The following is a 25,900-nucleotide window of genomic DNA, read 5'->3' on the forward strand; positions in this document are numbered from 1 at the left end:
CCAACGGCCTTCTTCGCTGCCGTCACCCTCGCTGCCACCGTCATCTTCTGGCTGTGATCAACGAGTCCTGACCCTAGAACGGTGGCGGGGCCTTGTAGACCATTTCGACACGAACAAGCTCGGCAAGCTGCCCCGTCGTAACATTGACTTTCCACATCAAAGTATCCGGTCCTGGCGGAAAGTAGGTAAGTTCATAATGCTGCCAGAGCCCCGTTGATGGTAATTGCTCCACGGCATATGGCCTACCAAAATCCATAGCGAGGAAAGAGCGTCGTGGAGCAACCTCGGTCGCCGGATAGAAGGCGGGCGCTCCGGAAACAAGCTCGAACGTTAAGTTCTCGCCCGCTTTAATCCTTGTCTGTGCGTTTTTTAGTTTCGCAATCAATATTGCTGCGTCGGCAGACATTATTGCGTTGTAGTGAGCAGTCTGAGGTTGCGGCGCGAGTGCAGGAGCGATGCACGCCTTGGCCGCGTTGGTCATTTCGGCCGCTGTAATAGTCAATTCTGCTCCGGCTTCTTCTGGATCGTGGAAAGACGGAGCGCCGCGTACTACTTCAAGTCTGGCACTTCGCATCCCACAACGATCAGCACGTTGTTTGAGGCGTTCCGCGACGCTGACGCGGCCTTGAAACCGCCAATCCTCCGGCTGATGGTTGATCGTCGGGGCGGTGGCTCCGGCAAGCAGCAGGACGCTGGCAACAGCATTCATCCCATCAACTCCGATTCAAAATTTGAGCAGCGTAGTTGTCCTAGGTAATTAAGCGAACGCGACCGCTTTCCACGGAAAGTACAAGCTGCGTATGGGGCTGCATTTGACCGTTTATGACTGGGTGTAGGTTAACGTGCGGGTCGATTGATGGAGAGAGTAGCTTAGCCTCTGCCGAATGGCATCGTCTGTAATACGAAGAAGCTCGGCCTGCTTGATGTCGTCGGGCAGATTGATCGTCACCGACTCCGCTCCCACAGCTGTTGTAGCGTTCCAGTCTAGTGAAGGGTACTTGCCCGCCTGGGAGGCAGCAAAGTGCCTAAGCCGGATGGAAGAACCGCTCAGGGTGAGCGTATGCTCTCTGCCGATGGTCAGCGATCGAGAGGAATGCGCGTTGCTGACTGCTACTGACGCGCCGATGAATAAAATTGCGGCGACGGTTAATTTTAGCCGGGGAGACATTGGCACTCTCCTAATGGCGAGCTCTCCGACCCGCCTTGTTCACCATACGCGAACAGCAGCCGCCTACAATGGCCAGCTCAAAGAACGATCGCACCGGATCTTCATTGAATGCTGGCAGCAACGAAAGTCTGAGGACTGGGCGGTCGTCAGAAGGTGTGCCGATAAGGCGACCGCTTCGATCCCGGAAAGCGGTAGCTGGTTGAGCATGGCAGAACTGATCTTGACCGTACCATGCTTCCTTGCTGAACGATCGTCTGCAATTGGGAAGCGTGATGGTGGCCGGGAATGGCGAGAAATGGGCGCTCTTAGCCTTGCAGGTTTCGGGATCCGCTCTTCGGCCCACGAAAGTCGCGATCTGGTGGAACGCGACCGTTGCCGCTTCACCTCGACATGCGGCATCAACTCCAATCAAGCCTTTCAAACAGGCAATGCCGTCAAGCGGCGATTGAAGAAAGCATTATAATGACTAACATCATTGCCCTGCTGCTGATTGCCGTTGCTGATCCGTGCGGAGGCACGACCACTCCAGGCGTCGAGCGGTGCCTTGCCGCTGATCTAGCCCGTGCCGATGCGGAACTGAACCGCTACTATACCGCCGCTATGGCGCGGCTGGCGAAGGATCAGCAAACTGTGGCGATCACCCAGCTACGTGCGTCCGAACGAGCTTGGGTCGCTTATCGTGATGCTGAGTGCAATGCAGTCTGGGACGCGTGGAAGGAAGGGACGATCCGCGGCGCCATGGCGCTCAGCTGTCAGATGAGGGTCACTAACGCTCGAACCATGACCATCTGGCGCAACTGGCTTACCTTTGCCGATAGCACACCGCCGCTGCTGCCACAGCCACTTGACGGCGGCTGATGGGCGACAACCGACCGGCCGCTTTGGGGCTCCACTTTGCCTATCGCGAACGTTAGAAACTCGTGGGTTGTTTTTACCCGTTGGAATGGGCGCCATGAAGCGATGTCGTAGCCAGCATTGCCAGCTAGTCAGCGATCGAATGGGCGTTTAACCAGGCCACGGTTTGCGGCATATTGCTTTGAAATGCGTGAGATCGGACTGTGTACCCGTTTCTGCTTGCCTTCGGATCGGCACGCGCTTGTAGTAGGAGCAAGGCGACACGATCATCTGACGTGGTCAGGAGAGGCGTTAGCCCGTCCGCAGCTCGCGCGTTAAGATCTGCGCCATGCTCTATCAAAAGCTGAGCGTAGCCAGGCGAGTTGGCAAACATTAAGGCTGTATATCCTGATGTGTCACGCCCATCTATAGGCACACCTAGCTTGATTAGTGTGCGAGTCATGGCAATAAGCCGATTATCATCCGCCCCGCCGCAAACATTATAGCTCGCGTGTATAGCAGAGATCGCCGTTCCGCGCGCATTAGTAGCGGGATCGGCGCCAGCCCTCACGAGAGCCGTGGCGATCAGCGGACTGCAGCCTGAACCTAATGCGAAAGCTGTCGCAACGTCCGCGCGGTCCATCCGTTTAGTGTAACCAAGCTGGTCAAGACGCGCGAAGAGGTCGTCGCGGCCGTTAAGTGCGGCTTCGTAGGCAAGCTTTGTACCTAATAGGCCTGCATGCGATTGAGTATGCCCGGTCAGAAATGACTCGTCAGCTGACATTTCCATGTCAAGGGGCAGGCCTCGGTCTATCAGCTCCAGCACAAGGCGGGAAGCATGACTCGAATGATCGATGTAGCGGCTGTTCCGCAGGGCAGTGAGAGCAAGGTCCGCCGCTTCTCGCGATCGAAAATCAAACCGCTTGGAGACAAGGTACGGAACGGTCCGAGCATCACCGGTGACCCAGCGCGCCGTATCCGCTGCAGCATCTACTGCATTTTCCAGATCCTTTATGGTCTTCGGCATGCCCACGTATTCGCCGGCATAGTCTTCTACAACCTTGCTTGCCGAGCCCATTCGCATCGTCAGTGTTTGAGTTGGATTATCCGTCATCAAGGCACGGTAGCTTGATTTAAGGCCGAAGAACCGAGCAGCTTGAAACATCGCAAACAGGCGGGCCACCGTCTTACGATCCACGCCTGCCTCGTGTGTCCCTGGGAGCAGTAGACCTGCGCCCATCGAGTTGGGCCCCTTGTTTTGGTCTGAGGTAAACAGGACCGAACCATTAGCCCGGATTGTCACGTGATATACTGGGCAGGACCCAAAGCATGCGCTCCGCGCCAACTCGATCTGAAAATTAGCCGCTTGCTTCGGCAACCTGCTGCGCGGCGGTCGTGGGTCCTCATTGGGCCTAAATATCACCTGTATGAGGCCGCTGGCGACTACAGCATGCCCCTGGAACGTCTGCGGTCGGAATAGCCAAGAGCGGGCCGCGGACACGGCCGCCGCTGGATCCATTCTCCCAACGCTCTCGCCGTAAGGCTCGGCATCAAGAACCTGTCCAGCAGCATCGATGGTCACCCTGAGCTGCATCATCATGAACCCGTCCGCCCGGTTTGACGCAACCTGTGTCGATCCCTTCACAAGCTGGGATTGAAGGTTGGCGACGCCAAACACTGGGGACTTCGAGATGGCCGGTAAGTCGGCCCAAGCATGAGAAAAGATCAAGAAAGGGGCGATGCAGATACCCAAGGCCTTAATCATATGCATATACGCCTTGACCGATTTAACGGCGTAGATGCTGCGGCGATCTGCATGGTAACGTAACCCGCAAGCGCTATATGCCTAGCGGCAGCTTCCAGGTTAGCCGGTACCGCTTGGAATGGCGTACTATGGGTGCTTTCAGCTAGGCCGCTTTGGAGGGCCGCTTTTCGGCCCACGACTGTCGCGACCTTGTGGAGAGCAGACCGGCTGCTTTCGGGAAGACGGATGGCGATAGCCGACGCTGCGCGGCGTTGCTGCCGTTCCTTAAAAGGAACGGCGGGCGGGACAGCCGAAGCCGTCCCAATTGCGATCGAGTTTTGGGAAGTTGCACTACTGCACTATCAGCACAGGCAGACCCAGAAAAAGCAGGACCAGATGCACATTCGTGAAGTGTTGACACGCCAGCTTCTCGCAATCGACGAGCTCGATGCAGCCATCGTCATGTACGAGACGCTGTTCCGTCAATCGGTACGGCTGCGCTTCGACTATCCGGAAAAGAGCTTACGGATCGCCCAAGTTGGCCAAGTGCTTTTGATCGGGGGAAGCCGGGACTCGCTCGACCCGTTCCGTGACACTGCCATAACGTTCCTGGTGAGCGACCTGACTGCCTATGCCGACTATCTGCCGACGATCGGCGCCACCATCGTCCGCGCCATCCAACAGGTGCCAAGCGGGCGCAACATGCTGGTGCGGCATCCGGATCGGAGCCTCGTCGAATATGTCGAGCACGATCATCCCAATCCTGCGGACGACACCCTTCTGCCGGACGGGTAGAGTAGCCAAACGCTTCCCGATTGGCGAAAGGTGGGGCAAGAGACCCTCCAATCGAGCCGCCCAAACGGCTGCTTCAGCCGAGAGCGGTCACAACGAGCGGAGCCCCGCAGCGCCGATGGTCGCCAAAGACTTGTGGATTCCTTCAGACCGTCTCGATCATGATCCGTATATGTGCAGTCTGCGCGCGCCTGATTTCATCCGCGGACCGACCTGATACGAGAAGGCTTTCGATAAGATCCATATTCATCCCGGCCAGCAATATATGGGCCGCATAGCTGGCGTGTTTCCCCATCGCGCCGGTCGCCGCTTCCGCTACCAGAGTTTCCAGAAGCCCATGAGCCCATCTGTAATGGTCGGACGTCAGCAGGTTCGCCGAAGCCTCGCGTGCGCGGATGAGATGCCGATTTTCCAGCTTGAACGTCAGCAGAGCGTCGAGCAGCGCGAATAACCGATCGCGCGAGGGCGCCGCCCAACCGAGCGGTGGCTCGTCTGTTTCGATAGCCGCGCGCAGTGCCGAAAGTTTCCCCTGCCATAGTGCGTCCAGCAAGCCTTCGCGGCTGGAGAACGCGCGGAACAGCGTTCCCTTGCCGATACCTGCCGCAAACGCAACGGCCTCCATGGTGACCCTGCCCGGCGCGTCGGTAGACGCGAAAAGCCGCTCCGATGCGGCCAATATTCCTGCTCTCGCGACGGGTGGCCGGCCACGGCGAACTTTGAGGCTTCCGGACTCGCGGTCCGATATGTTAGAGGATTTCGATACCATGGTCCGAAAATCTATCGGAGTATCTCGTGACGATCAAATCCTCTCTTCCGGACTGGCTCGATCGAGCCATCACGGCACTGGCGGAAGGAGACATCGCCGGCTGGATGTCGATCTATGCCGCCGATGCCGCTCATGAGTTTCCCTTTGCTGCGGCCGGTTCGGTTCAGAGCCTTCGTGGGCGAGGGCAGATAGAAGCCTATATGAGCCGGTTGCCGGAGCGCATGCGGTTCGGGTCACTCACGGACGTTCGTCAGCGCGAGGCAGGCGAGGAACTCATCATCGAGGCGATCGGCCACCACAGGACTCTTCCTGACAATCTGCCGAGGACACTGGCCTATGTGGGGTTCATCACACGAAAGGAGGGGCTGGTGACGCACATTCGCGATTACATGCATGTGCTGCCGTCAGCGTCCCGGGCATCGGTCGCCAACTGATACCAATTCTGCTTTGCGGAGGACGTTATGCGCGCATTCGTGACCGGCGCCACGGGCTTTATCGGAGCCGCCATTGTCGAGGATCTGATCGCGGCGGGTCATGATGTCCTGGGCCTTGCCCGCTCCGACGCATCCGCAACTGCATTGGCTGCGGCGGGAGCATGTGTCCATCGCGGATCTCTGGAGGATCTCGCGAGCATCCGGTCCGGTGCGGCGATGGCGGATGGGGTCATCCATACCGCCTTCAACAACAGCGATTTCACGAAGATCGCGCAGAGTAGCGCGTCGGAACGACTGGCGCTCGAAGTGATCGGCGAAGTTTTCGTGGGTTCGGATCGCCCCCTGATCGTCACCGCAGGTCTCACCTCGCTCGCCCCGGGGCGAGCGGCGACCGAAGACGATGTCAGGCGCCCTGATTCCGGGCCGACCCTGCGTGTGTCGGAAGCGACGGCTGCTATACGATGACGGTATTTGGCGTGACACTCATCGAGGCTCTGCTACCGCTGTGCGAGTGGGGCACGGAACACCGGACTCGCATCGAAGCAACGCCGGAGACGGCGCATCTTCAATGAGAATCACTGCGTTTCACACCTGCAATTCGCCGCTCAGAAACGGACGGTCAGCGGCAGGTCTAACCTTTCCCGATTGGATGCAGATCGTCCGAAAACGGCGTTCCTGATTCCACGTCGCGCCGGGTCGGTGTAGCTTGCGGACATGGCGTACATCGAGGGTCATGCGCGCGACCAGGCGCTGCTGCTGCCGGCATCGGTAGAGGATTATGTGGCAGCGGATAGTCCGGTTCGGTTTATCGACGCGTTCGTCGACGACCTCGATCTGGGCGAGGCAGGTTAGCCCTTAGCGCGAAGGAGATGCCAAAACGGTCATCGTGCGGTGCCGATGGTAAAATTACTCAGGCTAATGGCCTGGACCCTTCAGGCAGATCGACCGCTACCAACGCCCGCCTATCGAACCGTGCGGATACCGGCGAGGATGAGGTCGAGGCTCGCGAGAAATTGTTCGCGGTCGTCATGCCCGGGCAACTGAACCGCTACCTCGCGCAGGAAGGGATAGGCTGACGGATCGAGCTGCGCCCAGCGTGCGGCTGCGGCTGTTAGGAGCGATGTGCGATCGGATTCGGCGTCCCGATTGCGCGCGTTCGCGGCATTCTGTCCTGCCACGCCAAGAATATAGTTCACAAGGGCGGACCACGCATCGAAACGCGCGGTTTCCGGTACACCAAGCGTTAGCAGCCGGCCGCCGATCCCCTCAAAGAACCGCAGAATCGCGGTCCGCCCCGGATCGAGCGAGAGTTGGGCGCCGACCCATGAATGCGCGTCGAACGCGTCGAACACCGCGACCGCCATTGCACGAATTGCCGTTTCCGGCTCTGCGGCGTCATCGAACTTGAGCATCGCCTGCCCGATGATGTGGTCGACGGCGGCAGCGAGCAGTTCCTGCTTGTCGGCAACATGCCAATACAGCGCCCCGCTCCCCGTCGCCAGACGTGCCGCGAGAACGCGGAACGTCAGCGCGCGCTCGCCCTCGGTGTCGAGGATCGCAATCGCGGCTTCGACGATCCGTTCCTTGGTGAGAGCATCCGAACGGCGCTCACTGCGCTGAGATTTGATCGTCATCGAAGCGCCTTGACATCACTGGAACGCCGATCCAATTCATTTATATGGAACATCGTTCCACGCAATTTTCGAAAGGTCTTCATGACACCCCCAATCACGATCATCGGCGCTGGCCTCGGCGGCCTCGTTCTCGCGCGCGTTCTTCATCTTCATGGCATCTTCGCCACGATCTACGAGGCGGACGCCGGGCCTAACGCGCGTGGTCAGGGCGGCATGCTCGATATTCATGACGATACCGGCAGCCGGCGTTGGAAACGGCCGGCCTTACAGAGGTATTCCGAAGCCTAATCCTTGAAGGGCGTCAGGCCTTCCGGATCTTTGACCGGGAAGGCACTATCCTGTTTGATAAAGCCGATGACGGCACCGCAGGACGCCCGGAAGTGCAGCGCGGCGAGTTGCGGCAGATGCTGCTGGACTCGCTTCCGTTCGGTGCCGTGCAATGGGGCTGCAGGGTCAGCAGCGTCCGGGCGGTTAGCGAGGGGCGACACGCAGTGACCTTCGCCGACGGTGCGAGCGTCGAGACGCAGTTGCTGGTCGGCGCGGACGGCGCCTGGTCCCGAGTGCGCCCGCTACTGTCTTCTGCCGTCCCCGAATATACCGGCATGGCGGCGGTCGAAACCTATCTGTTCGAAGCAGACACCCGCCATCCCGCGAGTGCCGAAACGGTCGGCGGCGGCGCGATGGCCGCACCCGCGACGGGTAAAGCGATCATGGCGCATCGCGAGCGCGGCGATACGCTCCACGCGTATGTGATGCTCGCCAAGCCACGGGACTGGTTCGCCGCCATCGATTTCACCGATACCGCCGCGTCGATTGCGCAGATCGCGAAGGAATTCGAAGGATGGGCCCCTGAGCTTGTCGCGCTGATTACGGCCAGCGACATCGCTCCTATCCTGCGCCCCTTCCATGCCCTGCCAGTGGATCACCGGTGGAAGCGGGTACCGGGCGTGACCCTGCTCGGCGACGCCGCGCACGTAACGGCGCCGAACGGTGAGGGCGCCAACCTGGCCATGTACGACGGTGCCGCGCTCGGGACGGCCTTGGCCGCGCACCCCGATGATTTCGAAATTGCCTCTCGGCATATGAACAAGCGATGTTCGCTCGCAGCATGTCATCGGCCAACGAGGGGGCCGAGTTCTACAAAATCCTTCGGGGCGACGATCCGGCCCATAAGTTGCTCGCAATGTTTAGCCAGCCGGAAGCGAGCGCTTGAGATTACGGCGACCGTTCGCGGCCTTCGGGCAGTCTTCCCAAACTCGCCGTCCATTCATCTTCCGCTTTTTAGCCCCAATTTGCTCAAGTCCGGACTTCGGTGTTCGTTCGATCGCATAGGTTAGCTGACCGAGGGAACGACTGCTGACCGGACGCGGCTGCCCATCAGTCGCCAAGCGCCGCCTTCGCCCAATCGAGGAAGGCCTGCGCCCTGGCCGATCTGCGTGGGTCGCGTGCACACAGAATGTGCATCGGCCGGGTTGCGGCGTCGTACTCCGGGAGCAGCCGCACCAGGCGGCCGGCTTCCAGATCGTCGCTGACCGCCACCTCCAGCGCAAGCGCGATGCCGAATCCGTCCAACGCGGCGCGATGCATCGCCTTCCAGTCGCTGACCGAAAGCCGGCTGTCGATCGGCACCTGCACGATCTGGCCGCCCTTCGCGAAATGCCATTCGCCGCGCTGGCTGACGTTCCGGTAGTCGAAGCCAAGGCATTCGTGTCCGGTAAGATCCTTCGGTGTCTCCGGCACCCCGTGCATGGCGATATAGGCTGGCGACGCACAGGCGATGAGGCGGTACGGCCTCAATGGAAATGCGGTGAGCGCGCTATGCTCGTCGACCGGCCCGATGCGGAAGACCGCGTCATAGCCGTCCTCGATCGGATCGACGAAGCCATCGGACAAGGCCAGATCGCACCGTATCTCCGGGTGGCGGCGCATGAAGGCGGTGACCACCGGGACCAGCGCATAGGCACCGTACATGACGGGCGCGTTGATCCGCAGCAGCCCGCGCAATGTCGCATGCGCCTCGGATGCCTGCGCTTCCGCATCGTCGATGTCGGCCAGGATCGCCTTGCAACGGTCGCGGAAGAGCCGACCCTGCTCGGTCAGTGACTGCCGCCGTGTTGTGCGATGAAGCAGGCGGATGCCGAGCCGCGCCTCCAGCGCCTCGATATGCTTTGCTACCATCTGAGGAGAAATCCCGCGCTCCGCCGCCACGGCGGAGAAGGATTTCCGCTCCGACACGTCCACGAACACGCGCATGCTGTCGAGCCGATCCGGCATTGCCCACCATCGCTTGTTAGTAGTCCAACCAGGAGGCGACTTATCATCTTTAGGTTGGAACGCCACATAGGGGCGACTTGAGCCGGAAGATGCATCGTTTGCCTGAACGCGGACATCTGGTTTGCCCAACCACCGGGAGATCACCGCCATGCGCTACGAACTGACGACGCTGTCCTGCTCGCCGCTGGGCATGCCCGATGCGTCCGAGCGTGCCCGTGCCTGGATCGCCGATGCGGTCGCGGGCCGGCTGCTCGGCATCTGGCGCTCGGATATCGGGACGATCGGACAGCTCATCATGCTACGCGAATTCGATTCCGATGGCGATCTGGCAAGCGAGCGCGAGAGGGCGCTGATGAGCGCGGACCCGTTCGGCAGTGCCAGCGGCGACACGCCGATCCGGATGGAGAGCTTCGCACCGTTTCCGTTCCTGCCGCCCGTGGCGGCGCGCGACTATGGCGGCACGTTCGAGTTCCGGACCTATTACCAGAAGCCCGGCGGCCTGCCGGGCACGATGGCGGGATGGCGTGGTGCGATCCAGCCGGCGCGGGCGTACACCGACCATCTGGTGATCAACATGTACGCGCTCGACGGGGAGCCGCGCATCACCCACATCTGGGGCTTCGACAGCGTGGCGCAGCGCGACATGCTCCGGAGCGAGCATTACGCCGCCGGGCTGTGGCCACCCAAAGGCGGTCCGGAACGCATCGCCTACGCCACTTCGACCATCGCCAGGTCGGAGCTGGGCTTACCGATCAGATGAAACCCAGGCGCCTGCGGCGGCAGCCGACCGTCCCCGTCCCGCGAGACCCACAAGACGACATTCAGTAGTCGTTATGTGCTTCCCATCTTCAGACATTCGTTCATGTCCGTCCGGCGCCTCGATGAGCGTCCGCGGAATGAGAAGAAGTGCGACATTTCTGCCCTTCGAGAGAGCCGCTCTGAACGGCCACATTCCGCATCGCCCTAGCGCACCGCCCACATGCAACACCTCAAGGCGACGCCGGCAGATGCCGCTTCTGGGACTTGGTACGACGCACAGCAAATGAATGGTAAAATCTTTAGTCACGATGGCCGCTTTGTACGGAGGTGTCGGCAAATGGCAGCAGGGAATCTAGAAAGGCTCATCTCTCAAGTCGAAACAAGGACGGGACCAATCGACGGAACGGCACTGGTTTTTGTCTGGTCAGAAAACGGATGACCGACGAGCCGCTTTCTAGGATTCGTGCGTCGGCGATTTTTTTCGACGGCTACGTCGCCGGTCGAAGTACAGCAGATATCCGGTAATCACGAACAACGGCATTGCTGCCGCACACAGCATGAACAGGATCGCGCCGGGTAGGCCGAAGAAGCTGCCGCGATGCACTGCCAGACGCGCCCGTACGATCCGTTCGCCCAGAGGTTTCTCGGCGAAGCTGACCTCCTCGACGACGGTGCCGGTCCGGGGGTCTATCTTGAGCTCGTCGAAGGCGCGCTCATGCGAGGCGTCCTTTTCAAGATATACGATGCGGATCGGTACGCCCGGAGTGTCCGGCAGCAACAGCCTGGCCATGGCGGGCGATCGAGCGCGGACTTGCGCCCATGCCGGATCCAGCCTGGTGCGTGGCGCGGAAACGACAGGCACTGCGGGCGGCGTGGGAGCAGGGCTCCGCTGAATGGCGCGGCCGACCAGGACGCGTTCGAAGCCGGCGCGATACCAGGGATAGGACCAGGTGAGCCCGGTCCCCGCAATCACCAGATAGACGAGAAATACCCAGGTGCCGACAATGGTGTGCAGCGACCAGTAGAGTCCGCGCCGCTTGAGACGCAGGTTTGGCTTCAGCCACACACGCCAGTCACACACCCGCTTCGGCCATCGCAGATACATGCCGGAAAGCGCGAAAAAGATGAGGCAGAGCGCTGCAATGCCCGTGATCTGGCGGCCGGCACCGTCGCCGTTGCCGGGCAGCAGCAGCCAGCGGTGCAGGATGCGCACCCCTTCGAAAAAGGCTTGGCCGCGCGCGGTGCCGAGGAGGCTGCCGCTGTACGGATCGAGATATTGGTGCGCTTCCTTGCCGCTGCCCGCCGTTCGATAGCTGACCTGTGGCGATGCGCCGGGTTCGCTCCACAGCGCCACCGCCGACACGCGCGCGCCGGGCATCTGGCGGTCGAAACGAGCGATCAGCGCGTCGGGCGAAAGCGGCGCAACGCTGCGCGGCTGCACCGTCACGATCCCGCCGCTCATCGCGCGCATGATCTCATCCTCAAACGCCATCGTGGCCCCGGTCAGGCCCATGAGAGCAAGGACAAGCCCGAAAGTGAGGCCGGCATAACGATGCATCTGGCTAACCAGTCGCCGGACCCGCTTGGGACGTGGCGCAGCAGCCGGAATGGCCGGGCGGATCGGAGAGGCGGGCGTCACGACGCTGACGATCTGTTGCCGGGTCCGATCGGAATCAGAAGGCGGCACGCATCTCGGCATAGACGGTGCGCGATGCGCCGACATACAAGCCGCCATTGTCCTCGAGACTGGCGCGCGTGAAATAGCGCTTGTCGAACATGTTCTGGACGCCCGCGCTCAATCGCGTCCCGGCGACGATTTCATGCCCTATCCGTCCGTTGAGCACGGTCCAGGCCGGGATGCGTCCGAACTTTCCGTCCGCGGTGGGTGTCACTGTATTCGCCTCGTCCGCGAACTGCCGCGACTGGGTGTAACCGAACAGCGAGGCGGACCAGCCGCCACGATCCAGGTCGATGCCATAGGTCGCCGTATGCGGCGAATAGAGACGCAGATGATGTCCGGCGAACTCGCCTTCGCGGATCTTCGCGTCCGTATAGGCATAAGTGGCGAACAGCGAGAGGCCGTGCACCGCAGCCCCGGTCGCGCCGAGATCATAGCGGAGGCTGGCTTCCACGCCGTCATGCCGGGTCGCGCCGACGTTGAGATAGGTCGTGGTGCGCGCGTCATATTCGATCTGGTTGGTGAAATCGATGCGATAGATGCCGACTCCGGCAGTGATTCCGCTGCCCGTATAGCGCGCGCCAACCTCATAGGTGTTGGCAAGCTCGGGATCGAGTTGCTGATCGCTCGCGCTCAGCGGGAGCTGGAGGAAACCGACCGAGCCGAAGGAACGCCCCGCCGATCCGTAGAGGAAAATCGCCGACGATGCCTGATAGCCGACCCGAACCGACGGCAGCCAAGCGGTATAATGCTGCTCCGCGTCGAAACCGGCACCGATATTGTTGCGCCGTCGGATGCGCACGTTCTCATACCGCAGCCCCGGCGTGATGCTCAGATCGCCTAAGGTCATGCGATCGTCGATGTAGATCGCGTGCGCGTCGGTAAAGCCGGTTGAATCGCGATTGCGCACCGATGTGCCGGTGGCTGGCGCAGCCCCAGCCCGGAAGCTGATGCGATCGCGCGCTTCCTCGGCTTTCTCGTTCGTGTAGCGATAGCCGATCGAAAATTCCTGCTTTGTGCCCAGCACGTTGAAGCGCGAGCTCAGGCGCGGTTCGACGCCCGAGGTCTTGTACGAACGCGGCAGAAGGTCGAGCCGGGTTGCGGTGGTATCGCGGCTGGTATTGGACAGGGCGAAGGTGCGATCGCTGTCCAGATAATAGCCCTGCACCTCGAACAGCGTATCGCCACCGAACTCCTTGACGAAACGGGCCGTCGCCTCGTTCCTCTCGGCCGTAAAATACTGGTTGCGGTTGGTGGCCTGGAACGGATCCTGATCATAGGCGGCCTGGTCCAGTGGCCCAGGCAGGTCTGCGTCTGCTTTGAACCGGTGGAGGCGCCCCTCGAGATACGCATCGCTGCCAAGCTGGACGTGATATTTCAGCATGACATCGTCGATGTCCTGCTGCGTGTTCTGGCGAAACGACGGGCCGTGGTTGCCCGAATAAAGCAGCGCGAGGCCGATCTCGCCGCCGGGCATCGTACCGCCCACGCCAAAGTCGAATTGACCGGAGGTGAAATTGTTTGCCGCGCCAGCCGCGCCGATGTTCACGCGCGCACGCGCATATCCGCCGACATCCTCAGGGATCGCCCAGGTGACGTAATTGACGATGCCGCCGACGCTCTGCGGGCCATAGCGCACCGAGCCGCCGCTTTTGATAACGTCGATCTGCTCCAACATGCCCAGGGAAACTGGCGCTAGCGACAATTCAGGTTGGCCATAGGGCGCATTGGACAGGGGAACGCCATCCAGCAGGACGGTGGCATAGCTGCCCAGACGCGAGCCAAGCCCGCGGATACCAATATTCTGCGAGAAATCGCCGCTGCCTGTCCCATTTGGGGGCGGCGTCTGCACACCGGGGATAAGGCGCAATGCTTCGGTGATGTTGACCGCGCCGGACGATTCGATCTGCTCCCGACTGGCGCTGCCAGCGCCGCCTGGAAAACGACGGCTGGTTGCAACGGTGGCGAGTGGGCTGGCGCTGACGACGATGTCCGCGGCCTCGGCATCCTCCGCAGTCTGGGCATTGGCGGCGGAACCGGTTGCAACAGACGCGACGAGGGCAGCGGAGGCCAAGGCAAATCGACGCATGATTATCCTGTGAATAACAGGGCCGTATGCCCTTATGATACTGCATCGCATTAGCCACAATCGAACCGGTATCAAGTAGGTTATTCCATCCGGCGTCTATAGCTGTGAATGTCCAGGTGGCTTGCCAGCTTGAGCGGCCCCCACCGGGTGGTCCGGGCTGTTAGTTAGCGCGTTGTCGTCTGAGCCTCACCCCTTCTCTGGTCCGGTCTTTATGAGAAAACCGACTTTCTTTTCGTCAGGGCAGGCATGCCTGCCCTGACGAAAAAGCGCGCTCCATCGGGGTCTGGTTGCTGAGGGAACTGTGCGGACGGTGCTCGTTGTAATCGTGCCGCCACGCCTCACATTTACCCGTGCGTCGTCCAAGCTCAAGAACCAGTATGCGTTGAGGCATTTGGCCCGCACCCAGCCATTGAACGCGGCGCCGCACAGGCCGATCCACCCGGTCGCTTGCAGACATTTACTTGGGATAACGCGTGACGGCGCGGTTGAGCCTCAGCAGATCGTCGTTGTCGTATTTCTGGCCGAAGGTGAGGATCACCTGCATGCCCGCATCACGGCGCTTGGGTGCTATCTCCCGGTCGGCAAGCGTCAGGGCATGCTCGAGCTGCTCGACCGTCAGTTCGGTGCAATAGCCCGGATTGCCGGTCTGGATGCGCCAGGATTCCTCGATGCTGCCCGCATCGACCGCGTCGAACCCGGTCGCCTCGACCAGTTCCATGGCGATCTGCTTCGCCTTGGCATCACTGCCGGCGACGGGAATGGCGGTGCGTCCCGCTGCGCCCTTGGCCTTGCCGTTCTTGCGCAGGGTTCCGGCCAGCACCGCGTTCCAGGCCTTGGTCACCGGGCGGCCGATCTGCTCGGCCACCCACAGGCTTTCGACCTGACCCTCGTCGATCGCGGCGATGTGCCCATCGCGGAGCGGGTAATAGTTGGAGGTGTCGATCACCGCCGCATCGGCGGGAACGTCGGCGAGCAGCGCCTTGAGCGGCGGCATCTTGTTGAGCGGGATCGACAGGATGATCGCATCGACATCCTGCAACGCCTCCGCCGTCGTCACCGCCTTGGCACCGGTCTCCTCGGCGAGTTCCCGGATCGTCTCCGGCCCGCGCGAGTTCGCGACCCGCACCTCATGCCCGGCCGCGCTCAGCTTGCGAACCAGCGTCTCGCCGATGAAGCCCACACCCAATATTCCGATTTTCATTACACCATCCTTCTCTTGCATCGTGGAACAGGGGTCAGGCCGCCGGATCGCCCGGCGGACGAGCGCACGCATCGAGCGTGTCGCGGAGCTCGGCGAGCCCGTCGTCGGTGATCCGGCACGCCGACTGGATCTTGCCGGAGATGCTCCACACCTCCTGGCGCAGGGCCTCTCCGGCGGGCGTCAGATCGATCAGCACGCGGCGCTCGTCCTGCGTATCTCGCTGCCGCGTGACCATGCCCGAAAGCGCCAGCCGCTTGAGCAGTGGCGTGATCGTGCCCGTATCCATGCCGAGCTTCGCGCCGAGCTCGCCGACCGAGCGCGGCGTCCCGCCGAACAGCTCCAGCATCACCAGATACTGCGGGAAGGTCAGCCCCAGCGGCTCCAGGAACGGCTTGTGCATCCGCGCCATGCGGTTGGCGGCGCCGTACAGCGCGAAGGAGAGCTGCTTGCCCACCTCGCGCTCGCACGATTGATCGTCCCTTGTCACGGCTCACTCTCTTGTGCGGCTATATATAGCGCACTAGGTATATTATTAATCCCCATGATACAAGTCCGGCGAGCCCCGGGCGCCCCGAAGCGGAGAATCCAGGTGGCCGAAGCGAAACTGTTCCATGACGTCGTCCGGGCGCGCCACTCGGTGCGCGCCTTCCTGTCCACCCCGGTGCCGGACGCGCTGATCCGCGACGTGCTGGTCGACGCACAGCATGCCCCGTCGAACTGCAACGCTCAGCCCTGGGTGACCCACATCGTCTCAGGCGCCAAGCGCGATGCGCTCAGCGAGGCCATCCTCGCCGCCGACGATGCCGGCCACGCGACCCCGGACTTTCCTTTCGCCACCGCCAATTTCTGCGAAATCTATCGCGAGCGCACCGCGGCCCAAGGCAAGGCCTATTACGAGGCGATCGGCGTCGCCCGCGATGACTTCGACGAGCGCCACACGGCATCGCAGCTGAACCTCAAGTTCTTCAACGCGCCCCACGTCGCGCTGCTGTTCATGCCGCCCGTCGGCGGCAACGAGGTGCGCGTCGCCGGCGACCTCGGCATGTATGGCCAGAACTTTCTGCTGTCGCTCACCGCGCACGGGCTCGGCGGCATCCCGCAGACCATGATCGGCTTCTATGCCGACACGATCCGCGAAGAGCTGGGAATCGATCCGTCGCACAAGCTGCTGTTCGGCATCTCGTTCGGCTATCCCGATCCGCACTCTGCCGCGAACAGCTACCGCATCGACAAGGCGCCGATCGAGGACAGCGTCACCTTCCACGGCTGAGATCAGCGTGCCCGCACCGGCGTGGACGCATTCACATGTACAGGGCGCAGTTCAACCGGACCGCGTAGTCCCGGTCCGGGTTGGTCGTGCCGTCGCTGACCCGCTCGGCTATGGCAGCGACAGCGAGATCCCGCCGCGCCGGCAGCCTCGCCCGGTCCGCCACGGCTAGCGAGGCCGGAAGCTCGGCGACGGTAAGATCGGTGCAATAGGATGGCGCACCCGGCTGTTGCCGCCACGAATCCGCGATCATACTGGCGTCGACCGCGTCGAGTCCGCTGTCCTCGACCAGCGCCAGCGTAACGGCGCGATCACGTTCGCTGTCGGCCGCGACGGGTATCGCGATGTATCATCGATAGCACCCTGCATCGCCCCCGGGGCCGCGGTGATTGGAACGGCGACATCGATCGCAGTGACATGCCGGAGGTCGCCGGCGTAGCGCACCGCCCCCGTCACCTTGGCTATGCCGTCGATCCTCTGCATTCGCGCTTGACCTTCAGGAACCGGCACCGGTCACGGTAGTGCTGGCAGAGGAGATTAGCGCGACCATTCAGGCATGGCCGACGTCACTGGCTATAGACGCGACTCAGACAAAAGCGAACATCGTTGTACGGTTACAGCAGTGCTCTATAAGCGGATGCCGACGGTTGCCGGAAACACCCGGTCGACACAGGCTTTGACCAAAACCGATGATAACTCAGGACACGACGACAACGATGAACGGCTCGACGTCCGGCAATCGTGTTCTCACCAGGCTCGAGGTCGAGGCGATGAGCAAGGTTTCGATGCCTGGCCATCTGATCGACTGCGATCTGGAGAACGTCGACCTGTCGGGTCTCCAGCTTGCCGGTTGGATGTTCGAGCGTTGCAATCTGCGCCATGCCGATCTTTCCGGCGCGTCGTTGGAGAATACGACGTGGCGATCGTGCCGGGGCGCGATGGCGAATTTCGGCGGGACGAATCTGAACGAGGCGATGTTCGTCGCCAGCGACTTCAACAACGCATCGCTGCGCCGCTCCACACTCACGTCGGCAAGGTTCGAACGGTGCAAGCTCACCGGAGCGGACCTGTCCGACGCCAGGACGATGGACGTCCGGTTCGAAGAAACACTTCTGATCAACGCCAAACTGTCCGGCACCTCGTTTCGCAAGCAGACGCTCCTCAAGCTCGATCTTGGGCAGGCCGACGTTCGCAAATGCGACTTTCGCGCGGCGATCTTCGAGGAGTGCAGCCTGCGGGACGCGCTGATGACCGGATCACGCTTCGAAGGCGCCGACCTGCGCGGCGCCGATCTGGGCGGACTGCGCCTCGTCGATGCCGGACTGTTCCGCGGTGCTACGATATCGCGAGAGCAGGCCGGACAGCTTCTCGGCGAATTGGGACTAAACGTACGCTAGGTGCAAACGCAGGTCGCGGGTCCACATCTCGAAAAGGCTTGGTAAGTTCGCATGGGATACCTGTATCTGGCAATCGCCATAATATCCGAGGTATTGGCTACATCATCGATGAAGCTTTCGAATGGCTTCACCAAGCCACTATCGTCCGTAGCCACCGTCCTTGGCTACTGCGTCACCTTCTACTTCCTCTCGCTGACGCTGCGAACGATGCCGACAGGTATAGCCTATGCTATCTGGGCCGGCGTGGGGGTCGTGCTCATCGCAGGCATTGCCTGGCTGTTCCAGGGTCAGAAGTTGGATGCCCCGGCCATTCTTGGCATGACTCTGATCGTTGCGGGCGTGCTTGTCATCAACCTGTTCTCGCGCGCCCGAGGGCACTGACGGCGATCAATCTTCAGCGGGTTGACCGCCCATCGGATCGCCACCTCTTAATCCGCTCATGAACAGCATCAAGCGATCGTCTAGCGCGGTACGGCGATCGGGCTTGGCATCCAGCCGCCAGTGCGCGGCCAGCATGCGGGACGCCAACAGGATGTCCGGTCCCGTCAGGTCGGCCCGCAAGGCGCCCTCCGCCTGCGCACGCGCGAGGGGATCGCGGATGGCGGCGATGATCTTGGCTTCGCTGACGCCATCGGGCTGATAGTCGGGTAGCTCGGGCAGCAACCCGAGGAACTTGTCGTAGACCATCATCATCTCGGTCATGCGACGCAGGAAGCCCAAAAGGTCGTCAGCGGGCAAGGCCTCGATCTCGGCCGCCATGATCTCGAGCTCATGTTCGAGCACCGTCTCATACAGCGAATGCCTGTCAGGAAAATTGCGGTAGATCGTGCCACGCGTGACGCCGGCTTGTTCCGCGATCGCCTCGAAGGGCACGTCACCGCCGTGTTCGCACATCGCGGTGCGGGCGGCGGCAAGCAGCTTTTCTCGGTTCTGCTCGGCGTCCTTGCGCATTCCCACCCTTCACCGTCCACGATCGGGGCAGCCTTATCAGCCGCTGTCGGCGGCTGTCGATAAGAAGCCCGGCGATGACGCGGTCATCGCCGGGCGGTCGATCAGGCGTCAGCCGCCTGCTCGTTGGCGAGGTTCTCCGCGCAGTCAGTGTATTTCTTGTCCTGCGCTGCGACCTCGTCGCCGATTTGGCTGATCTGCGCAGCCGCATCGTCGTTCCCGACATGCTTGGCGTCAGCGGCGAGCGAGCCGTAGGCGGCAATGTAATAATGGAAGGCGAGCTGCGCGCCGGCGAGCGCCGCGGCGTCCTTCACCTGTTCGTCGGCGCCATCGATCATCTCGTTGATGGCCTGGTAGATACCCTTCATTGCCGGATTGTCCCGTCCCGCAGGCTCGGCGCCGGCATCCTTCAACAACTTGGCGATCGTCTGGGCATGCCGGGCCTGCATCTCGGCGCTGCTCTTGGCCAGGGTGGCGACCTCGTCGTTCTTAGACTCGTAAGAGCCTTCCTCTGCGCCCTTCTTGCCGATCTCGTTTGCCGAGGTCAGCGCCTGAAGGCCCTGCACGTACCATTGCTTCAATGCGTCTGCCATTTCCAACTCCCGTGGGCATGGCGCACCCGCCCTCAGGCGCTGGTGCATCCGTACCTATTAATGAGGATCGTCTGTGGGAGACCGGATCGTTTCCGTCCGATGCCCGTTGTCATAAAAGCGTACGCCGATGTTCGGTTCCGAGCGCGCCGACGCGTTTCGTAAAGGAGAGCCTGATGGGTGAGATGACGATCAAGGATTTGGCGGAGAAGATGAAGGACATCGACTTCACCATGCTGTCTACCAAGACCGAGGGCGGCCTCATCGCCTCGCGGCCGATGAGCAACAACGGCGACGTCGAGTATGACGGCGATTCTTGGTTCTTCACCTACGAAGATACCCGCACCGTCCGTGACATAACCGCCGATCCCAAGGTCGAGCTCGGCTTCAGTGGGCAGAAGAGCCTGCTCGGCAAACCTGGGATCTTCGTGTCGGTGCAGGGTCAGACCCAGATCATCCGCGACAAGGCCGAGTTCGAGCGGCACTGGACCAAGGATCTCGAGCGCTGGTTTCCTCAAGGCACGGACACGCCGGGCATCGCGCTGCTCAGGGTGCACGCCTTGCGCATCCATTACTGGGACGGCGAAGACGAAGGCGAGGTCCGCGTCTGACATACCGCCAAGGGTATGATCGAAGAACGGGAAACGAGTGGCAGTCACGATTGGCATGAGCTGCCGACCCTTCCTAAAATCGTCGCATGAGGCGCTTTGAAGGTATTAAGCGGCATATCCTGCGCTTCGCCGCTATGCCTTTGCGCTGCTGCGGGGGCGCGGCGACGCGGGCGTTGCGTCGCGCTCCTCCGCGTCGTCAGGTCTTGGGCGACTGCCGTCCGTCCGCTTCGAGGACTCGCTTTGCCGATCGCGAACGTCGCGACCTGGTGGAATGCGGAACGGCAGCTATCGGGAGAAGATCCCGCATAGCTGCCGTTCGAAGCGTGTGCGCAGGCCAATGCCCTTGTGCTTACTCCGCCAAGTTACTGGTTACCCGTATCCACTCGCTGCCGAGTGATGATCGCCGGGTCTGAATCGATTGAATGTAGATAAGCCACTCGCTCGAGGCTATGCCGTTTAATCCGGCGAAGTGCGTTTGCCTGGTCATCCGTGAGGTGGATTTGGACGTACCCCCGCTCGATGAGACACCGGTCTATTACGGCTTGGAGTTGATCCCGAACGTCAAGGGAGACCATGGCAACGTATTTTGCTCCAAAGGTGTTGCTTCTCCGCGCAATGTCGTCCGCTGATCTGAGTTTAGTTATAGCTTGTACGACATTCATTGGGGCGCTTGACCCAATCTGAATGACTGTATCGAGCAACTGCGCAGAGCTTAGTGTATCAAGCTCACGGAGTGTCTCCGGCTTAATGTAGGCCATCACGTAGCGTGAGGTTTCGGTGCACTCAGCCGCGTCTTGGGCATATCGGTCCAAAGGCACACCAGCCTTACCCCACGACGTTTCAATGTGGTTCTCTGCGACCACTGGCGGAGCGAGGATTGCCGAACACGCGAGCGCAAGGCCAAACAAGAACCGCATAAACGTCTCCCACGTCAGGCGTTGTTAGTATTTCACGCTGCGCAGAATGACCGCTTTAGGGAAAATGGCAACCTGGATCTTTCGGCGCAATTTGGGCGCTTTCAGCCAGGCTGCTTCCGGGGGCCGCTTTTTGGCCCGCGAATGTCGCAATCTGGTGGTTAAGTGACCGGCAGGTTTCGGAAGTTTGGGCGGTTTAGCAGACGGTCGGCGATGCGCCGCTGGCGCTTTCGAATTGCGAGCGGCACCGCGATGATGACGAACAATCCCACGCCAAGGAATAGCTGAACCAGACTCCTGTCATTCTCAAGGATTGCGATCCAAAGTACGCAGGGCACTGCGATGATTGGCGTCACCTTTGTGACCCACCACAGGATTGATCCCCAACCGGGCTGATCGCGAGCCTCTTTGTTTACAAGCAGAACGATCAGGGTCGCCAGAGTCTTGGAGCCTAGTGCAAGGACGACGATCCAACTTAAAAAGTCGATGTTATTTGTGAAGCCGAGATGCAGCATCTCGAAGGGATGGGACGCAAAACATCAAAAAGCAACGGACCAAGTCCGGGCTAATCCACTGGCGAGCGTCCGCTGTCAGGGTGGCTGAGTCATAGGCGGATTGGCCAAAATTGGGCGACTGCCGTCCGTCCGCTCTGGTGACCCGCTTTGCCAATCGCGAAGGTTCCAGCCCGGACGCTTTCAACTTGGCCGCTTTTCAGACGCGGATGTCGAAGTCCGGTGGTTTGCCGACGAGCCGATTACCCTCAGTGGGCTGATAGCCTCCGTATCCCCGTTATCGACTTGTTGAAGATGGCGAAGATCACGCGAGACGGACTGCTCGTATGACTTGGACGGCTCGCTGCGATCTCGATAGCGACACCATTATAGATGCATGTCGCATTGGCGCTGTCCAAGCCGGTTAGCTCAGCAAGAGCTGCGTTGACATCGCTTAAGTCGGATTTGCTAAAGGCCACGTTATTATCTTCCGCGCGATTTAGTCGGGGACGGCCATGTCCGTCTGTGGTGATGCTCACTAGATAATATGAACCTGTCCCACACTTAATATTCAATACGTGCTCCACCTCAGTGACCTCATTGCCGTGGGTGATAGTTTGAGCAGGAGGGGGAGGCTCAGAGTTTTGAGGCAACAGCGCCGCTAAAGCGATTGCTATCAATTGAGAGCCAGGCACTTCTTCCTCCGTGGTGCAATCGCTGAGGCCTCGATACAACCTGATTACCCGGCCGAGCTGGCACGTTTTGCCTCCGCCGGCCCCGAATTGGTTGCGCCGTTTAGAAGCCACAGGCCGATACCAACATCGATGAACACGTCGGCCGGATTGAATATCCAGGCAAACCCTGTCTTTGAAGCATCAAACATATCTATGACTGAGCCGAGCCACAGCCGGTCAATTGCGTTTCCGACTGCTCCGCCTGCTATGAAGGACAGCCCCACCACCATCAGGAGGCTTTGGTTCCGGGACCAGATCCAGTAGCTAATAAGAGATGCTACGGCGATATTAGCTGCGGCTAGGCCCCAACGGGTCGCGGCACCATAATCAGGAGCCAAGCCAAACGCGTTGCTGCGATTGAAGAGCAGCGTGAAGTTGATCGGGCCAGTAAGCGCAACGCTCTGCCCCAACGAAAGACCGTTATAGGCCCAAAGCTTCGTCATCTGATCGATCGGTAGCAGAATGATGAGGATAAGCGTCATCAGACCAATGCGGGTCACCTTCGACATGCCTTGTACTCCGCTGCTCGAACATGACGGCTTGGGCTTCTAAGTGAATGAATGTCCGCTAACGGGCAAGCCAATCTGACAGTCAGAGGGCGGGAAGTGGGCGCTTTCAGCCTGGCCGCTTCTGGGGTCCGCTTTGCCGATCGCGAACGGCGCGACCTGTAGGAAAGGGGAATGGCGGCTTCTCTATCGCGGCTTGAGTCAACAGGCAGACGCCACTCTCCGCCGCCGCGAGTGCGCCGGTCGTAACGGATTGGCAGGCGACGAAGTGCAAATACTGTTTTCTGCCGAGCTCAAGGTCGCCACACGGGGTTCGTGCTTCTCTCCGGGGTCGGCACATAGCCGCCCCATGATGGGGTAAGAGAAAGCGGCGCGGATCAATCTTTTGGACGCCCTTGCCGCTGGCGACAGGGCTGCAGCCATTACGATCTCGCACCACCTTCGTCCCCGTGAGGACCTCTTCCTGCCGAGGCAGAACCGTCAAAGCTCCTGTTTGAAATCGTGTCAGGCGAGCGCGACCGCGATGCCGGGTTCGCTGCCCCAGCGGAAGTCGGTGCCGTCCGTCCACATGCGGTGGAGGACGACGGCCAGGCGGCGCGCGACGGCGATGATGGCGCGGCGCATGCCCCGCCGCTGTGCGACCTTCATCCCCCAGGCCTTGAGCCAGGACCAATGCCGGCTCTGGGTCATCAGGATCTGCGCCGCTTCGTACAGCATCGTTCGCAGCATGGTGTCGCCGGACTTGGAAATGCCGCCATCATAGTCGAGCTCGCCGGACTGATGCCGCCGCGGCGTCAACCCGGCATGCGCACCGACTGCTCTGGAATGAACGAAGCGCTGGGGTTGGTCGATCGAGGCACGGTAGGTGAGCGCGACCACCGGGCCGACGCCGGGCGCGGTCATCAACCGTTTGCAGACCGGATCATGCCGGACTGTGTCGAGCAACATCTTGTGGAGCGTGGCCAGCTGCTGGCGCATCACCCGCCGCACCGTCAGCAGCGGCTCAATGATCGCCGCCAGTCGCGGAAAGCCTTCAACCAGGTGACGGATACGGGCCTCATAGCCGATCGTGCTGACGACACCGACCTTGAGGCCGAAGTTGCGCAGCGTGCCACGCATGTCGGATTCGATGTCGATCAGCTTGCGCTGGACGAGCTTCCGGTTGGTCAGCAGCATGCGCTGCTCCTGCGCCGCCAGCGTCTTCACGTGTACCGGCTTGAACAGTCCGACCCGCATCATCTGCGCGATGCCGCGTGCGTCGTTGCGGTCGGACTTGTTGATCTGCTGCGCCTGCAACAGGGCCTTCATGTGCCGAGTCTCGACGCAAATCACCGGGAGGCCCGCCTCGCTCAGACCGTTCACCAGCCACTGCGACAGCGGCCCGGCCTCAATCCCGACTCGCACGTAATCGCCGCCGACCGACGTCAGCAGCACGGCAATGTCGTCCGGCTCGGTCGGCACCTTGCGCTCGCACACGACCTTGCCGGCATCGTCCACCACGCACACCGACGTCTCCTTCACCGAGACGTCCAGACCTACGAAATGCGCCATCGCTCACACTCCTTCCCTCGATGCACGAGGTCAGGTCGACCCCGGTCCAAGCATCGTACGTGAAGGGGCTGCAATCTCACTCTGCTGTCGAAATGCAGCCGCCGCGGTACACCATCTTTCGGAAGCTGAAGCGCGTTAGCTGCCGTTCCCACCCATACGTACCAGCGCTTGCGGCCGGGCGGCAGGCACGTCCTTGAATAGCGCCTAAGAGATTGTGAAGCTTAGGCCGCCTTTGGTTTGCTCAAGTCGCCTTTCCGTAAAGCTGTAAGATAAGCCCCTAGCTAGCGCTTCCTTCTCGGCGTGATCGAGATCAGAACCGCTGTACTCAGCTGGGACGACGAAGGTCAGCTGAGCTTGGCCCTTCGACAGCGCCTTAGTGTCCGAGACTTTCAGTGAACGTACCGAACTCGCTTGAGATGTGGAAAAGTGTGTTACCTCAATCGTGGGGCCGGCGACGGTAATGCTCCTTTCCACGGTCGTGGATTTCGCTCCGGCATCGCTGCACCCCGTGGCCAACATGAGAAATGGAAGAACGCTGCTCAGTTTGGAAGTTGTTCTCATAATTACTCCCCCTTCAAACCCAGAATGAATAGCGCTTTTCTAATATGCAAGCTGCGTTCAAATGCTTGATGGCGGTCGGCCCGACTTCAGGAGCGTATGGACCTGCTCCTCAAGGCCAAGGATGAGCCGTCTCGTGCATTGAACAGGGCTCCACTTTGAGGAGCATCCGAGGCGGACGCCAACAGCAAAAATTGGGCGAAAGCGGAATGGCCGCTTTGCCAAAACGATGCTGTGGTGAGAATTGCGTACATGGCCTTGGTGATGAACTCGCGTGGTTGCTAGCTCGTCCAAGAAGGCCAACCCTTCATCATGACCGCTGCGGCCTCTTCAAGTTGGCCGTGGCTAACGCCGGCACGGGCCTGAACCGACATGCCAGTTTGCAAAGTGATGATGAATCGAGCAAACGAATCAAGATCTAGGGCGGGTGATATCTCGTTCTCGCAAAGCGCCCGGCTAAGCCGGTCTTTTACCCTTTCGAACATGACTGTCCGAAGCGATTGCATGAGCAGGGCGAGGGGGGAGCAGTCTCCATCGTCCTTTATCGGATGGGTGGTCATGCAACCGAGCGGATCACCGGCACCTGACGCCTGAGCTACAAAGCAGGCCGTGTCTACAAGCAGCGCTTCGATCGCTTCGCGCGCTGTTTCCGCCGCCTTGAAACGGAACCAGACACCGTCTTCGTACAGATTCAGGTAGAGTTGCAGCGCCTCGGTATAGAGCTCCTCCTTGGAGCCAAACGCGGCGTACAGGCTCGTCGTACCGATACCCATCGCGGCTGTGAGGTCGGAGATGGCTGTAACGGCGTAGCCATTCAGCCAGAACAGACGCATCGCGGTGTCGAGCGCTTTCGCGCGGTCGAAGCTCCTCGGCCTCCCCCTTGGGGGGCGCCGAACGGCTTGTGATCGATCATTCCCGTTTTTCTGCATCGAGCACTGCATAATCCTCTTGACGCAATGG

Annotated in this window: 29 protein-coding genes and 1 pseudogene; 12 read left to right on the plus strand and 18 right to left on the minus strand. The window is 60.9% G+C overall.

All coding sequences use genetic code 11. The features are described from left to right. Nucleotides 1–73: 73 nt before the first annotated feature. Nucleotides 74–709, minus strand: coding sequence for a hypothetical protein (locus AC07M8_RS18805; protein WP_495175755.1), 636 nt, complete (start codon nt 707–709; stop codon nt 74–76). Nucleotides 710–1,034: 325 nt separating this feature from the next. On the opposite strand from AC07M8_RS18805, the gene AC07M8_RS18810 reads away from it, so the two are divergent. Beyond that, the gene (locus AC07M8_RS18810) at nt 1,035–1,631 is read left to right on the plus strand and encodes a hypothetical protein (RefSeq protein WP_495175756.1); all 597 of its coding nucleotides are present in this window, start codon (nt 1,035–1,037) and stop codon (nt 1,629–1,631) included. Then, a complete protein-coding gene (locus tag AC07M8_RS18815; RefSeq protein WP_495175757.1) occupies nt 1,631–2,026 on the plus strand; it encodes a lysozyme inhibitor LprI family protein in 396 nt (131 codons plus the stop codon). Before AC07M8_RS18810 ends, AC07M8_RS18815 begins: the two co-directional genes overlap by 1 nt. Before the next feature lie 124 nt (nt 2,027–2,150). On the opposite strand, the gene AC07M8_RS18820 is transcribed toward AC07M8_RS18815, so the two are convergent. Continuing rightward, complete coding sequence (locus AC07M8_RS18820; RefSeq protein ID WP_495175758.1) at nt 2,151–3,773, minus strand: DUF6438 domain-containing protein; 1,623 nt, start codon at nt 3,771–3,773, stop codon at nt 2,151–2,153. A gap of 219 nt (nt 3,774–3,992) precedes the next feature. Between AC07M8_RS18820 and AC07M8_RS18825 the strand changes: the two genes are divergently transcribed. Then, nucleotides 3,993–4,541: a VOC family protein gene (locus tag AC07M8_RS18825; RefSeq protein WP_495175759.1), complete on the plus strand. Its 549-nt coding sequence runs from the start codon at nt 3,993–3,995 to the stop codon at nt 4,539–4,541. Between the two features lie 142 nt (nt 4,542–4,683). Here the strand turns inward: AC07M8_RS18825 and AC07M8_RS18830 are convergent, their stop codons facing one another. Continuing rightward, nucleotides 4,684–5,304: a TetR/AcrR family transcriptional regulator gene (locus AC07M8_RS18830; RefSeq protein WP_495175760.1), complete on the minus strand. Its 621-nt coding sequence runs from the start codon at nt 5,302–5,304 to the stop codon at nt 4,684–4,686. 26 nt (nt 5,305–5,330) lie between these two features. Between AC07M8_RS18830 and AC07M8_RS18835 the strand changes: the two genes are divergently transcribed. The 3 genes from AC07M8_RS18835 (at nt 5,331) to AC07M8_RS18845 (ending at nt 6,590) form a co-directional block, all read left to right on the plus strand. Further along, on the plus strand, nt 5,331–5,738 hold the full coding sequence (locus tag AC07M8_RS18835; protein WP_495175761.1) for a nuclear transport factor 2 family protein: 408 nt from the start codon (nt 5,331–5,333) through the stop codon (nt 5,736–5,738). Between the two features lie 27 nt (nt 5,739–5,765). Continuing rightward, the gene (locus AC07M8_RS18840; RefSeq protein ID WP_495175762.1) at nt 5,766–6,203 is read left to right on the plus strand and encodes an NAD-dependent epimerase/dehydratase family protein; all 438 of its coding nucleotides are present in this window, start codon (nt 5,766–5,768) and stop codon (nt 6,201–6,203) included. 249 nt (nt 6,204–6,452) lie between these two features. Then, nucleotides 6,453–6,590 carry a hypothetical protein gene (locus AC07M8_RS18845; protein WP_495175763.1) on the plus strand — a complete coding sequence of 46 codons (138 nt, stop codon included), beginning with the start codon at nt 6,453–6,455 and terminating at the stop codon, nt 6,588–6,590. Nucleotides 6,591–6,700: 110 nt separating this feature from the next. Here AC07M8_RS18845 and AC07M8_RS18850 read toward each other — a convergent pair whose 3' ends face one another. Together AC07M8_RS18850 and AC07M8_RS18855 are read right to left on the minus strand one after the other, a co-directional pair. Next, the gene (locus AC07M8_RS18850; protein WP_495175764.1) at nt 6,701–7,372 is read right to left on the minus strand and encodes a TetR/AcrR family transcriptional regulator; all 672 of its coding nucleotides are present in this window, start codon (nt 7,370–7,372) and stop codon (nt 6,701–6,703) included. A gap of 36 nt (nt 7,373–7,408) precedes the next feature. After that, on the minus strand, nt 7,409–7,600 hold the full coding sequence (locus AC07M8_RS18855) for a hypothetical protein (protein WP_495175765.1): 192 nt from the start codon (nt 7,598–7,600) through the stop codon (nt 7,409–7,411). A 20-nt stretch (nt 7,601–7,620) separates the two neighbouring features. Here AC07M8_RS18855 and AC07M8_RS18860 point away from each other — a divergent pair, with 20 nt between their 5' ends. After that, on the plus strand, nt 7,621–8,709 hold the full coding sequence (locus tag AC07M8_RS18860) for an FAD-dependent oxidoreductase (protein WP_495175766.1): 1,089 nt from the start codon (nt 7,621–7,623) through the stop codon (nt 8,707–8,709). Between the two features lie 40 nt (nt 8,710–8,749). Here the strand turns inward: AC07M8_RS18860 and AC07M8_RS18865 are convergent, their stop codons facing one another. After that, nucleotides 8,750–9,625, minus strand: coding sequence for a LysR family transcriptional regulator (locus tag AC07M8_RS18865; protein ID WP_495175767.1), 876 nt, complete (start codon nt 9,623–9,625; stop codon nt 8,750–8,752). Between the two features lie 169 nt (nt 9,626–9,794). On the opposite strand from AC07M8_RS18865, the gene AC07M8_RS18870 reads away from it, so the two are divergent. Next, on the plus strand, nt 9,795–10,406 hold the full coding sequence (locus AC07M8_RS18870; protein ID WP_495175768.1) for an NIPSNAP family protein: 612 nt from the start codon (nt 9,795–9,797) through the stop codon (nt 10,404–10,406). Between the two features lie 453 nt (nt 10,407–10,859). On the opposite strand, the gene AC07M8_RS18875 is transcribed toward AC07M8_RS18870, so the two are convergent. The 5 genes and pseudogenes from AC07M8_RS18875 to AC07M8_RS18895 form a co-directional block, all read right to left on the minus strand. Beyond that, nucleotides 10,860–12,140, minus strand: coding sequence for a PepSY-associated TM helix domain-containing protein (locus tag AC07M8_RS18875; protein WP_495175769.1), 1,281 nt, complete (start codon nt 12,138–12,140; stop codon nt 10,860–10,862). Next, the gene (locus tag AC07M8_RS18880) at nt 12,079–14,172 is read right to left on the minus strand and encodes a TonB-dependent receptor family protein (RefSeq protein WP_495175770.1); all 2,094 of its coding nucleotides are present in this window, start codon (nt 14,170–14,172) and stop codon (nt 12,079–12,081) included. The genes AC07M8_RS18875 and AC07M8_RS18880 overlap by 62 nt, the downstream gene beginning before the upstream one ends. A 235-nt stretch (nt 14,173–14,407) precedes the next feature. Then, nucleotides 14,408–14,589, minus strand: a pseudogene (locus AC07M8_RS18885) (integrase core domain-containing protein); the annotation flags it as partial. 40 nt (nt 14,590–14,629) lie between these two features. Next, nucleotides 14,630–15,373, minus strand: a complete 744-nt coding sequence (locus AC07M8_RS18890) for an NADPH-dependent F420 reductase (RefSeq protein ID WP_495175771.1) — start codon at nt 15,371–15,373, stop codon at nt 14,630–14,632. A 34-nt stretch (nt 15,374–15,407) separates the two neighbouring features. Continuing rightward, the gene (locus tag AC07M8_RS18895; RefSeq protein ID WP_495175772.1) at nt 15,408–15,860 is read right to left on the minus strand and encodes a MarR family winged helix-turn-helix transcriptional regulator; all 453 of its coding nucleotides are present in this window, start codon (nt 15,858–15,860) and stop codon (nt 15,408–15,410) included. Nucleotides 15,861–15,962: 102 nt separating this feature from the next. Here AC07M8_RS18895 and AC07M8_RS18900 point away from each other — a divergent pair, with 102 nt between their 5' ends. Next, the gene (locus tag AC07M8_RS18900) at nt 15,963–16,643 is read left to right on the plus strand and encodes a nitroreductase (protein ID WP_495175773.1); all 681 of its coding nucleotides are present in this window, start codon (nt 15,963–15,965) and stop codon (nt 16,641–16,643) included. 31 nt (nt 16,644–16,674) lie between these two features. On the opposite strand, the gene AC07M8_RS18905 is transcribed toward AC07M8_RS18900, so the two are convergent. Then, a complete protein-coding gene (locus AC07M8_RS18905) occupies nt 16,675–16,893 on the minus strand; it encodes a hypothetical protein (RefSeq protein ID WP_495175774.1) in 219 nt (72 codons plus the stop codon). 463 nt (nt 16,894–17,356) lie between these two features. On the opposite strand from AC07M8_RS18905, the gene AC07M8_RS18910 reads away from it, so the two are divergent. Both AC07M8_RS18910 and AC07M8_RS18915 read left to right on the plus strand, forming a co-directional pair. Beyond that, on the plus strand, nt 17,357–18,037 hold the full coding sequence (locus AC07M8_RS18910) for a pentapeptide repeat-containing protein (RefSeq protein WP_495175775.1): 681 nt from the start codon (nt 17,357–17,359) through the stop codon (nt 18,035–18,037). 51 nt (nt 18,038–18,088) lie between these two features. After that, nucleotides 18,089–18,418, plus strand: coding sequence for an SMR family transporter (locus tag AC07M8_RS18915; protein ID WP_495175776.1), 330 nt, complete (start codon nt 18,089–18,091; stop codon nt 18,416–18,418). Nucleotides 18,419–18,424: 6 nt separating this feature from the next. On the opposite strand, the gene AC07M8_RS18920 is transcribed toward AC07M8_RS18915, so the two are convergent. Next, nucleotides 18,425–18,988 carry a TetR/AcrR family transcriptional regulator gene (locus tag AC07M8_RS18920; RefSeq protein ID WP_495175777.1) on the minus strand — a complete coding sequence of 188 codons (564 nt, stop codon included), beginning with the start codon at nt 18,986–18,988 and terminating at the stop codon, nt 18,425–18,427. Nucleotides 18,989–19,089: 101 nt separating this feature from the next. Then, on the minus strand, nt 19,090–19,578 hold the full coding sequence (locus tag AC07M8_RS18925; protein ID WP_495175778.1) for a DUF892 family protein: 489 nt from the start codon (nt 19,576–19,578) through the stop codon (nt 19,090–19,092). A gap of 173 nt (nt 19,579–19,751) precedes the next feature. On the opposite strand from AC07M8_RS18925, the gene AC07M8_RS18930 reads away from it, so the two are divergent. Next, nucleotides 19,752–20,186 carry a pyridoxamine 5'-phosphate oxidase family protein gene (locus tag AC07M8_RS18930; protein WP_495175779.1) on the plus strand — a complete coding sequence of 145 codons (435 nt, stop codon included), beginning with the start codon at nt 19,752–19,754 and terminating at the stop codon, nt 20,184–20,186. A gap of 1,075 nt (nt 20,187–21,261) precedes the next feature. Here the strand turns inward: AC07M8_RS18930 and AC07M8_RS18935 are convergent. The 4 genes from AC07M8_RS18935 to AC07M8_RS18950 form a co-directional block, all read right to left on the minus strand. Continuing rightward, nucleotides 21,262–21,615, minus strand: a complete 354-nt coding sequence (locus AC07M8_RS18935) for a hypothetical protein (protein WP_495175780.1) — start codon at nt 21,613–21,615, stop codon at nt 21,262–21,264. A gap of 715 nt (nt 21,616–22,330) precedes the next feature. Beyond that, nucleotides 22,331–22,834: a signal peptidase II gene (lspA, locus tag AC07M8_RS18940; protein WP_495175781.1), complete on the minus strand. Its 504-nt coding sequence runs from the start codon at nt 22,832–22,834 to the stop codon at nt 22,331–22,333. Nucleotides 22,835–23,335: 501 nt separating this feature from the next. Further along, complete coding sequence (locus AC07M8_RS18945) at nt 23,336–24,382, minus strand: IS110 family RNA-guided transposase (RefSeq protein WP_495175782.1); 1,047 nt, start codon at nt 24,380–24,382, stop codon at nt 23,336–23,338. An 839-nt stretch (nt 24,383–25,221) separates the two neighbouring features. Continuing rightward, nucleotides 25,222–25,773, minus strand: a complete 552-nt coding sequence (locus AC07M8_RS18950; RefSeq protein ID WP_495175783.1) for a TetR/AcrR family transcriptional regulator — start codon at nt 25,771–25,773, stop codon at nt 25,222–25,224. Nucleotides 25,774–25,900: the final 127 nt, after the last annotated feature.

The organism is Sphingomonas sp. GW821-FHT09E03, from assembly GCF_059416225.1.

Excerpts from the sequence above, each read along its gene's own strand:
- AC07M8_RS18805 (WP_495175755.1), bottom strand. The coding sequence starts at position 709 with ATGAATGCTGTTGCCAGCGTCCTGCTGCTTGCCGGAGCCACCGCCCCG.
- AC07M8_RS18810 (WP_495175756.1), top strand. The coding sequence starts at position 1,035 with ATGGAAGAACCGCTCAGGGTGAGCGTATGCTCTCTGCCGATGGTCAGC.
- AC07M8_RS18815 (WP_495175757.1), top strand. The coding sequence starts at position 1,631 with ATGACTAACATCATTGCCCTGCTGCTGATTGCCGTTGCTGATCCGTGC.
- AC07M8_RS18820 (WP_495175758.1), bottom strand. The coding sequence starts at position 3,773 with ATGCATATGATTAAGGCCTTGGGTATCTGCATCGCCCCTTTCTTGATC.
- AC07M8_RS18825 (WP_495175759.1), top strand. The coding sequence starts at position 3,993 with ATGGCGATAGCCGACGCTGCGCGGCGTTGCTGCCGTTCCTTAAAAGGA.
- AC07M8_RS18830 (WP_495175760.1), bottom strand. The coding sequence starts at position 5,304 with ATGGTATCGAAATCCTCTAACATATCGGACCGCGAGTCCGGAAGCCTC.
- AC07M8_RS18840 (WP_495175762.1), top strand. The coding sequence starts at position 5,766 with ATGCGCGCATTCGTGACCGGCGCCACGGGCTTTATCGGAGCCGCCATT.
- AC07M8_RS18845 (WP_495175763.1), top strand. The coding sequence starts at position 6,453 with ATGGCGTACATCGAGGGTCATGCGCGCGACCAGGCGCTGCTGCTGCCG.
- AC07M8_RS18850 (WP_495175764.1), bottom strand. The coding sequence starts at position 7,372 with ATGACGATCAAATCTCAGCGCAGTGAGCGCCGTTCGGATGCTCTCACC.
- AC07M8_RS18855 (WP_495175765.1), bottom strand. The coding sequence starts at position 7,600 with ATGAATATCGAGCATGCCGCCCTGACCACGCGCGTTAGGCCCGGCGTC.
- AC07M8_RS18865 (WP_495175767.1), bottom strand. The coding sequence starts at position 9,625 with ATGCGCGTGTTCGTGGACGTGTCGGAGCGGAAATCCTTCTCCGCCGTG.
- AC07M8_RS18870 (WP_495175768.1), top strand. The coding sequence starts at position 9,795 with ATGCGCTACGAACTGACGACGCTGTCCTGCTCGCCGCTGGGCATGCCC.
- AC07M8_RS18875 (WP_495175769.1), bottom strand. The coding sequence starts at position 12,140 with ATGGCGGCTTGTATGTCGGCGCATCGCGCACCGTCTATGCCGAGATGC.
- AC07M8_RS18880 (WP_495175770.1), bottom strand. The coding sequence starts at position 14,172 with ATGCGTCGATTTGCCTTGGCCTCCGCTGCCCTCGTCGCGTCTGTTGCA.
- AC07M8_RS18890 (WP_495175771.1), bottom strand. The coding sequence starts at position 15,373 with ATGAAAATCGGAATATTGGGTGTGGGCTTCATCGGCGAGACGCTGGTT.
- AC07M8_RS18905 (WP_495175774.1), bottom strand. The coding sequence starts at position 16,893 with ATGATCGCGGATTCGTGGCGGCAACAGCCGGGTGCGCCATCCTATTGC.
- AC07M8_RS18910 (WP_495175775.1), top strand. The coding sequence starts at position 17,357 with ATGAACGGCTCGACGTCCGGCAATCGTGTTCTCACCAGGCTCGAGGTC.
- AC07M8_RS18915 (WP_495175776.1), top strand. The coding sequence starts at position 18,089 with ATGGGATACCTGTATCTGGCAATCGCCATAATATCCGAGGTATTGGCT.
- AC07M8_RS18920 (WP_495175777.1), bottom strand. The coding sequence starts at position 18,988 with ATGCGCAAGGACGCCGAGCAGAACCGAGAAAAGCTGCTTGCCGCCGCC.
- AC07M8_RS18925 (WP_495175778.1), bottom strand. The coding sequence starts at position 19,578 with ATGGCAGACGCATTGAAGCAATGGTACGTGCAGGGCCTTCAGGCGCTG.
- AC07M8_RS18930 (WP_495175779.1), top strand. The coding sequence starts at position 19,752 with ATGGGTGAGATGACGATCAAGGATTTGGCGGAGAAGATGAAGGACATC.
- AC07M8_RS18935 (WP_495175780.1), bottom strand. The coding sequence starts at position 21,615 with ATGCTGCATCTCGGCTTCACAAATAACATCGACTTTTTAAGTTGGATC.
- lspA (WP_495175781.1), bottom strand. The coding sequence starts at position 22,834 with ATGTCGAAGGTGACCCGCATTGGTCTGATGACGCTTATCCTCATCATT.
- AC07M8_RS18945 (WP_495175782.1), bottom strand. The coding sequence starts at position 24,382 with ATGGCGCATTTCGTAGGTCTGGACGTCTCGGTGAAGGAGACGTCGGTG.
- AC07M8_RS18950 (WP_495175783.1), bottom strand. The coding sequence starts at position 25,773 with ATGCGTCTGTTCTGGCTGAATGGCTACGCCGTTACAGCCATCTCCGAC.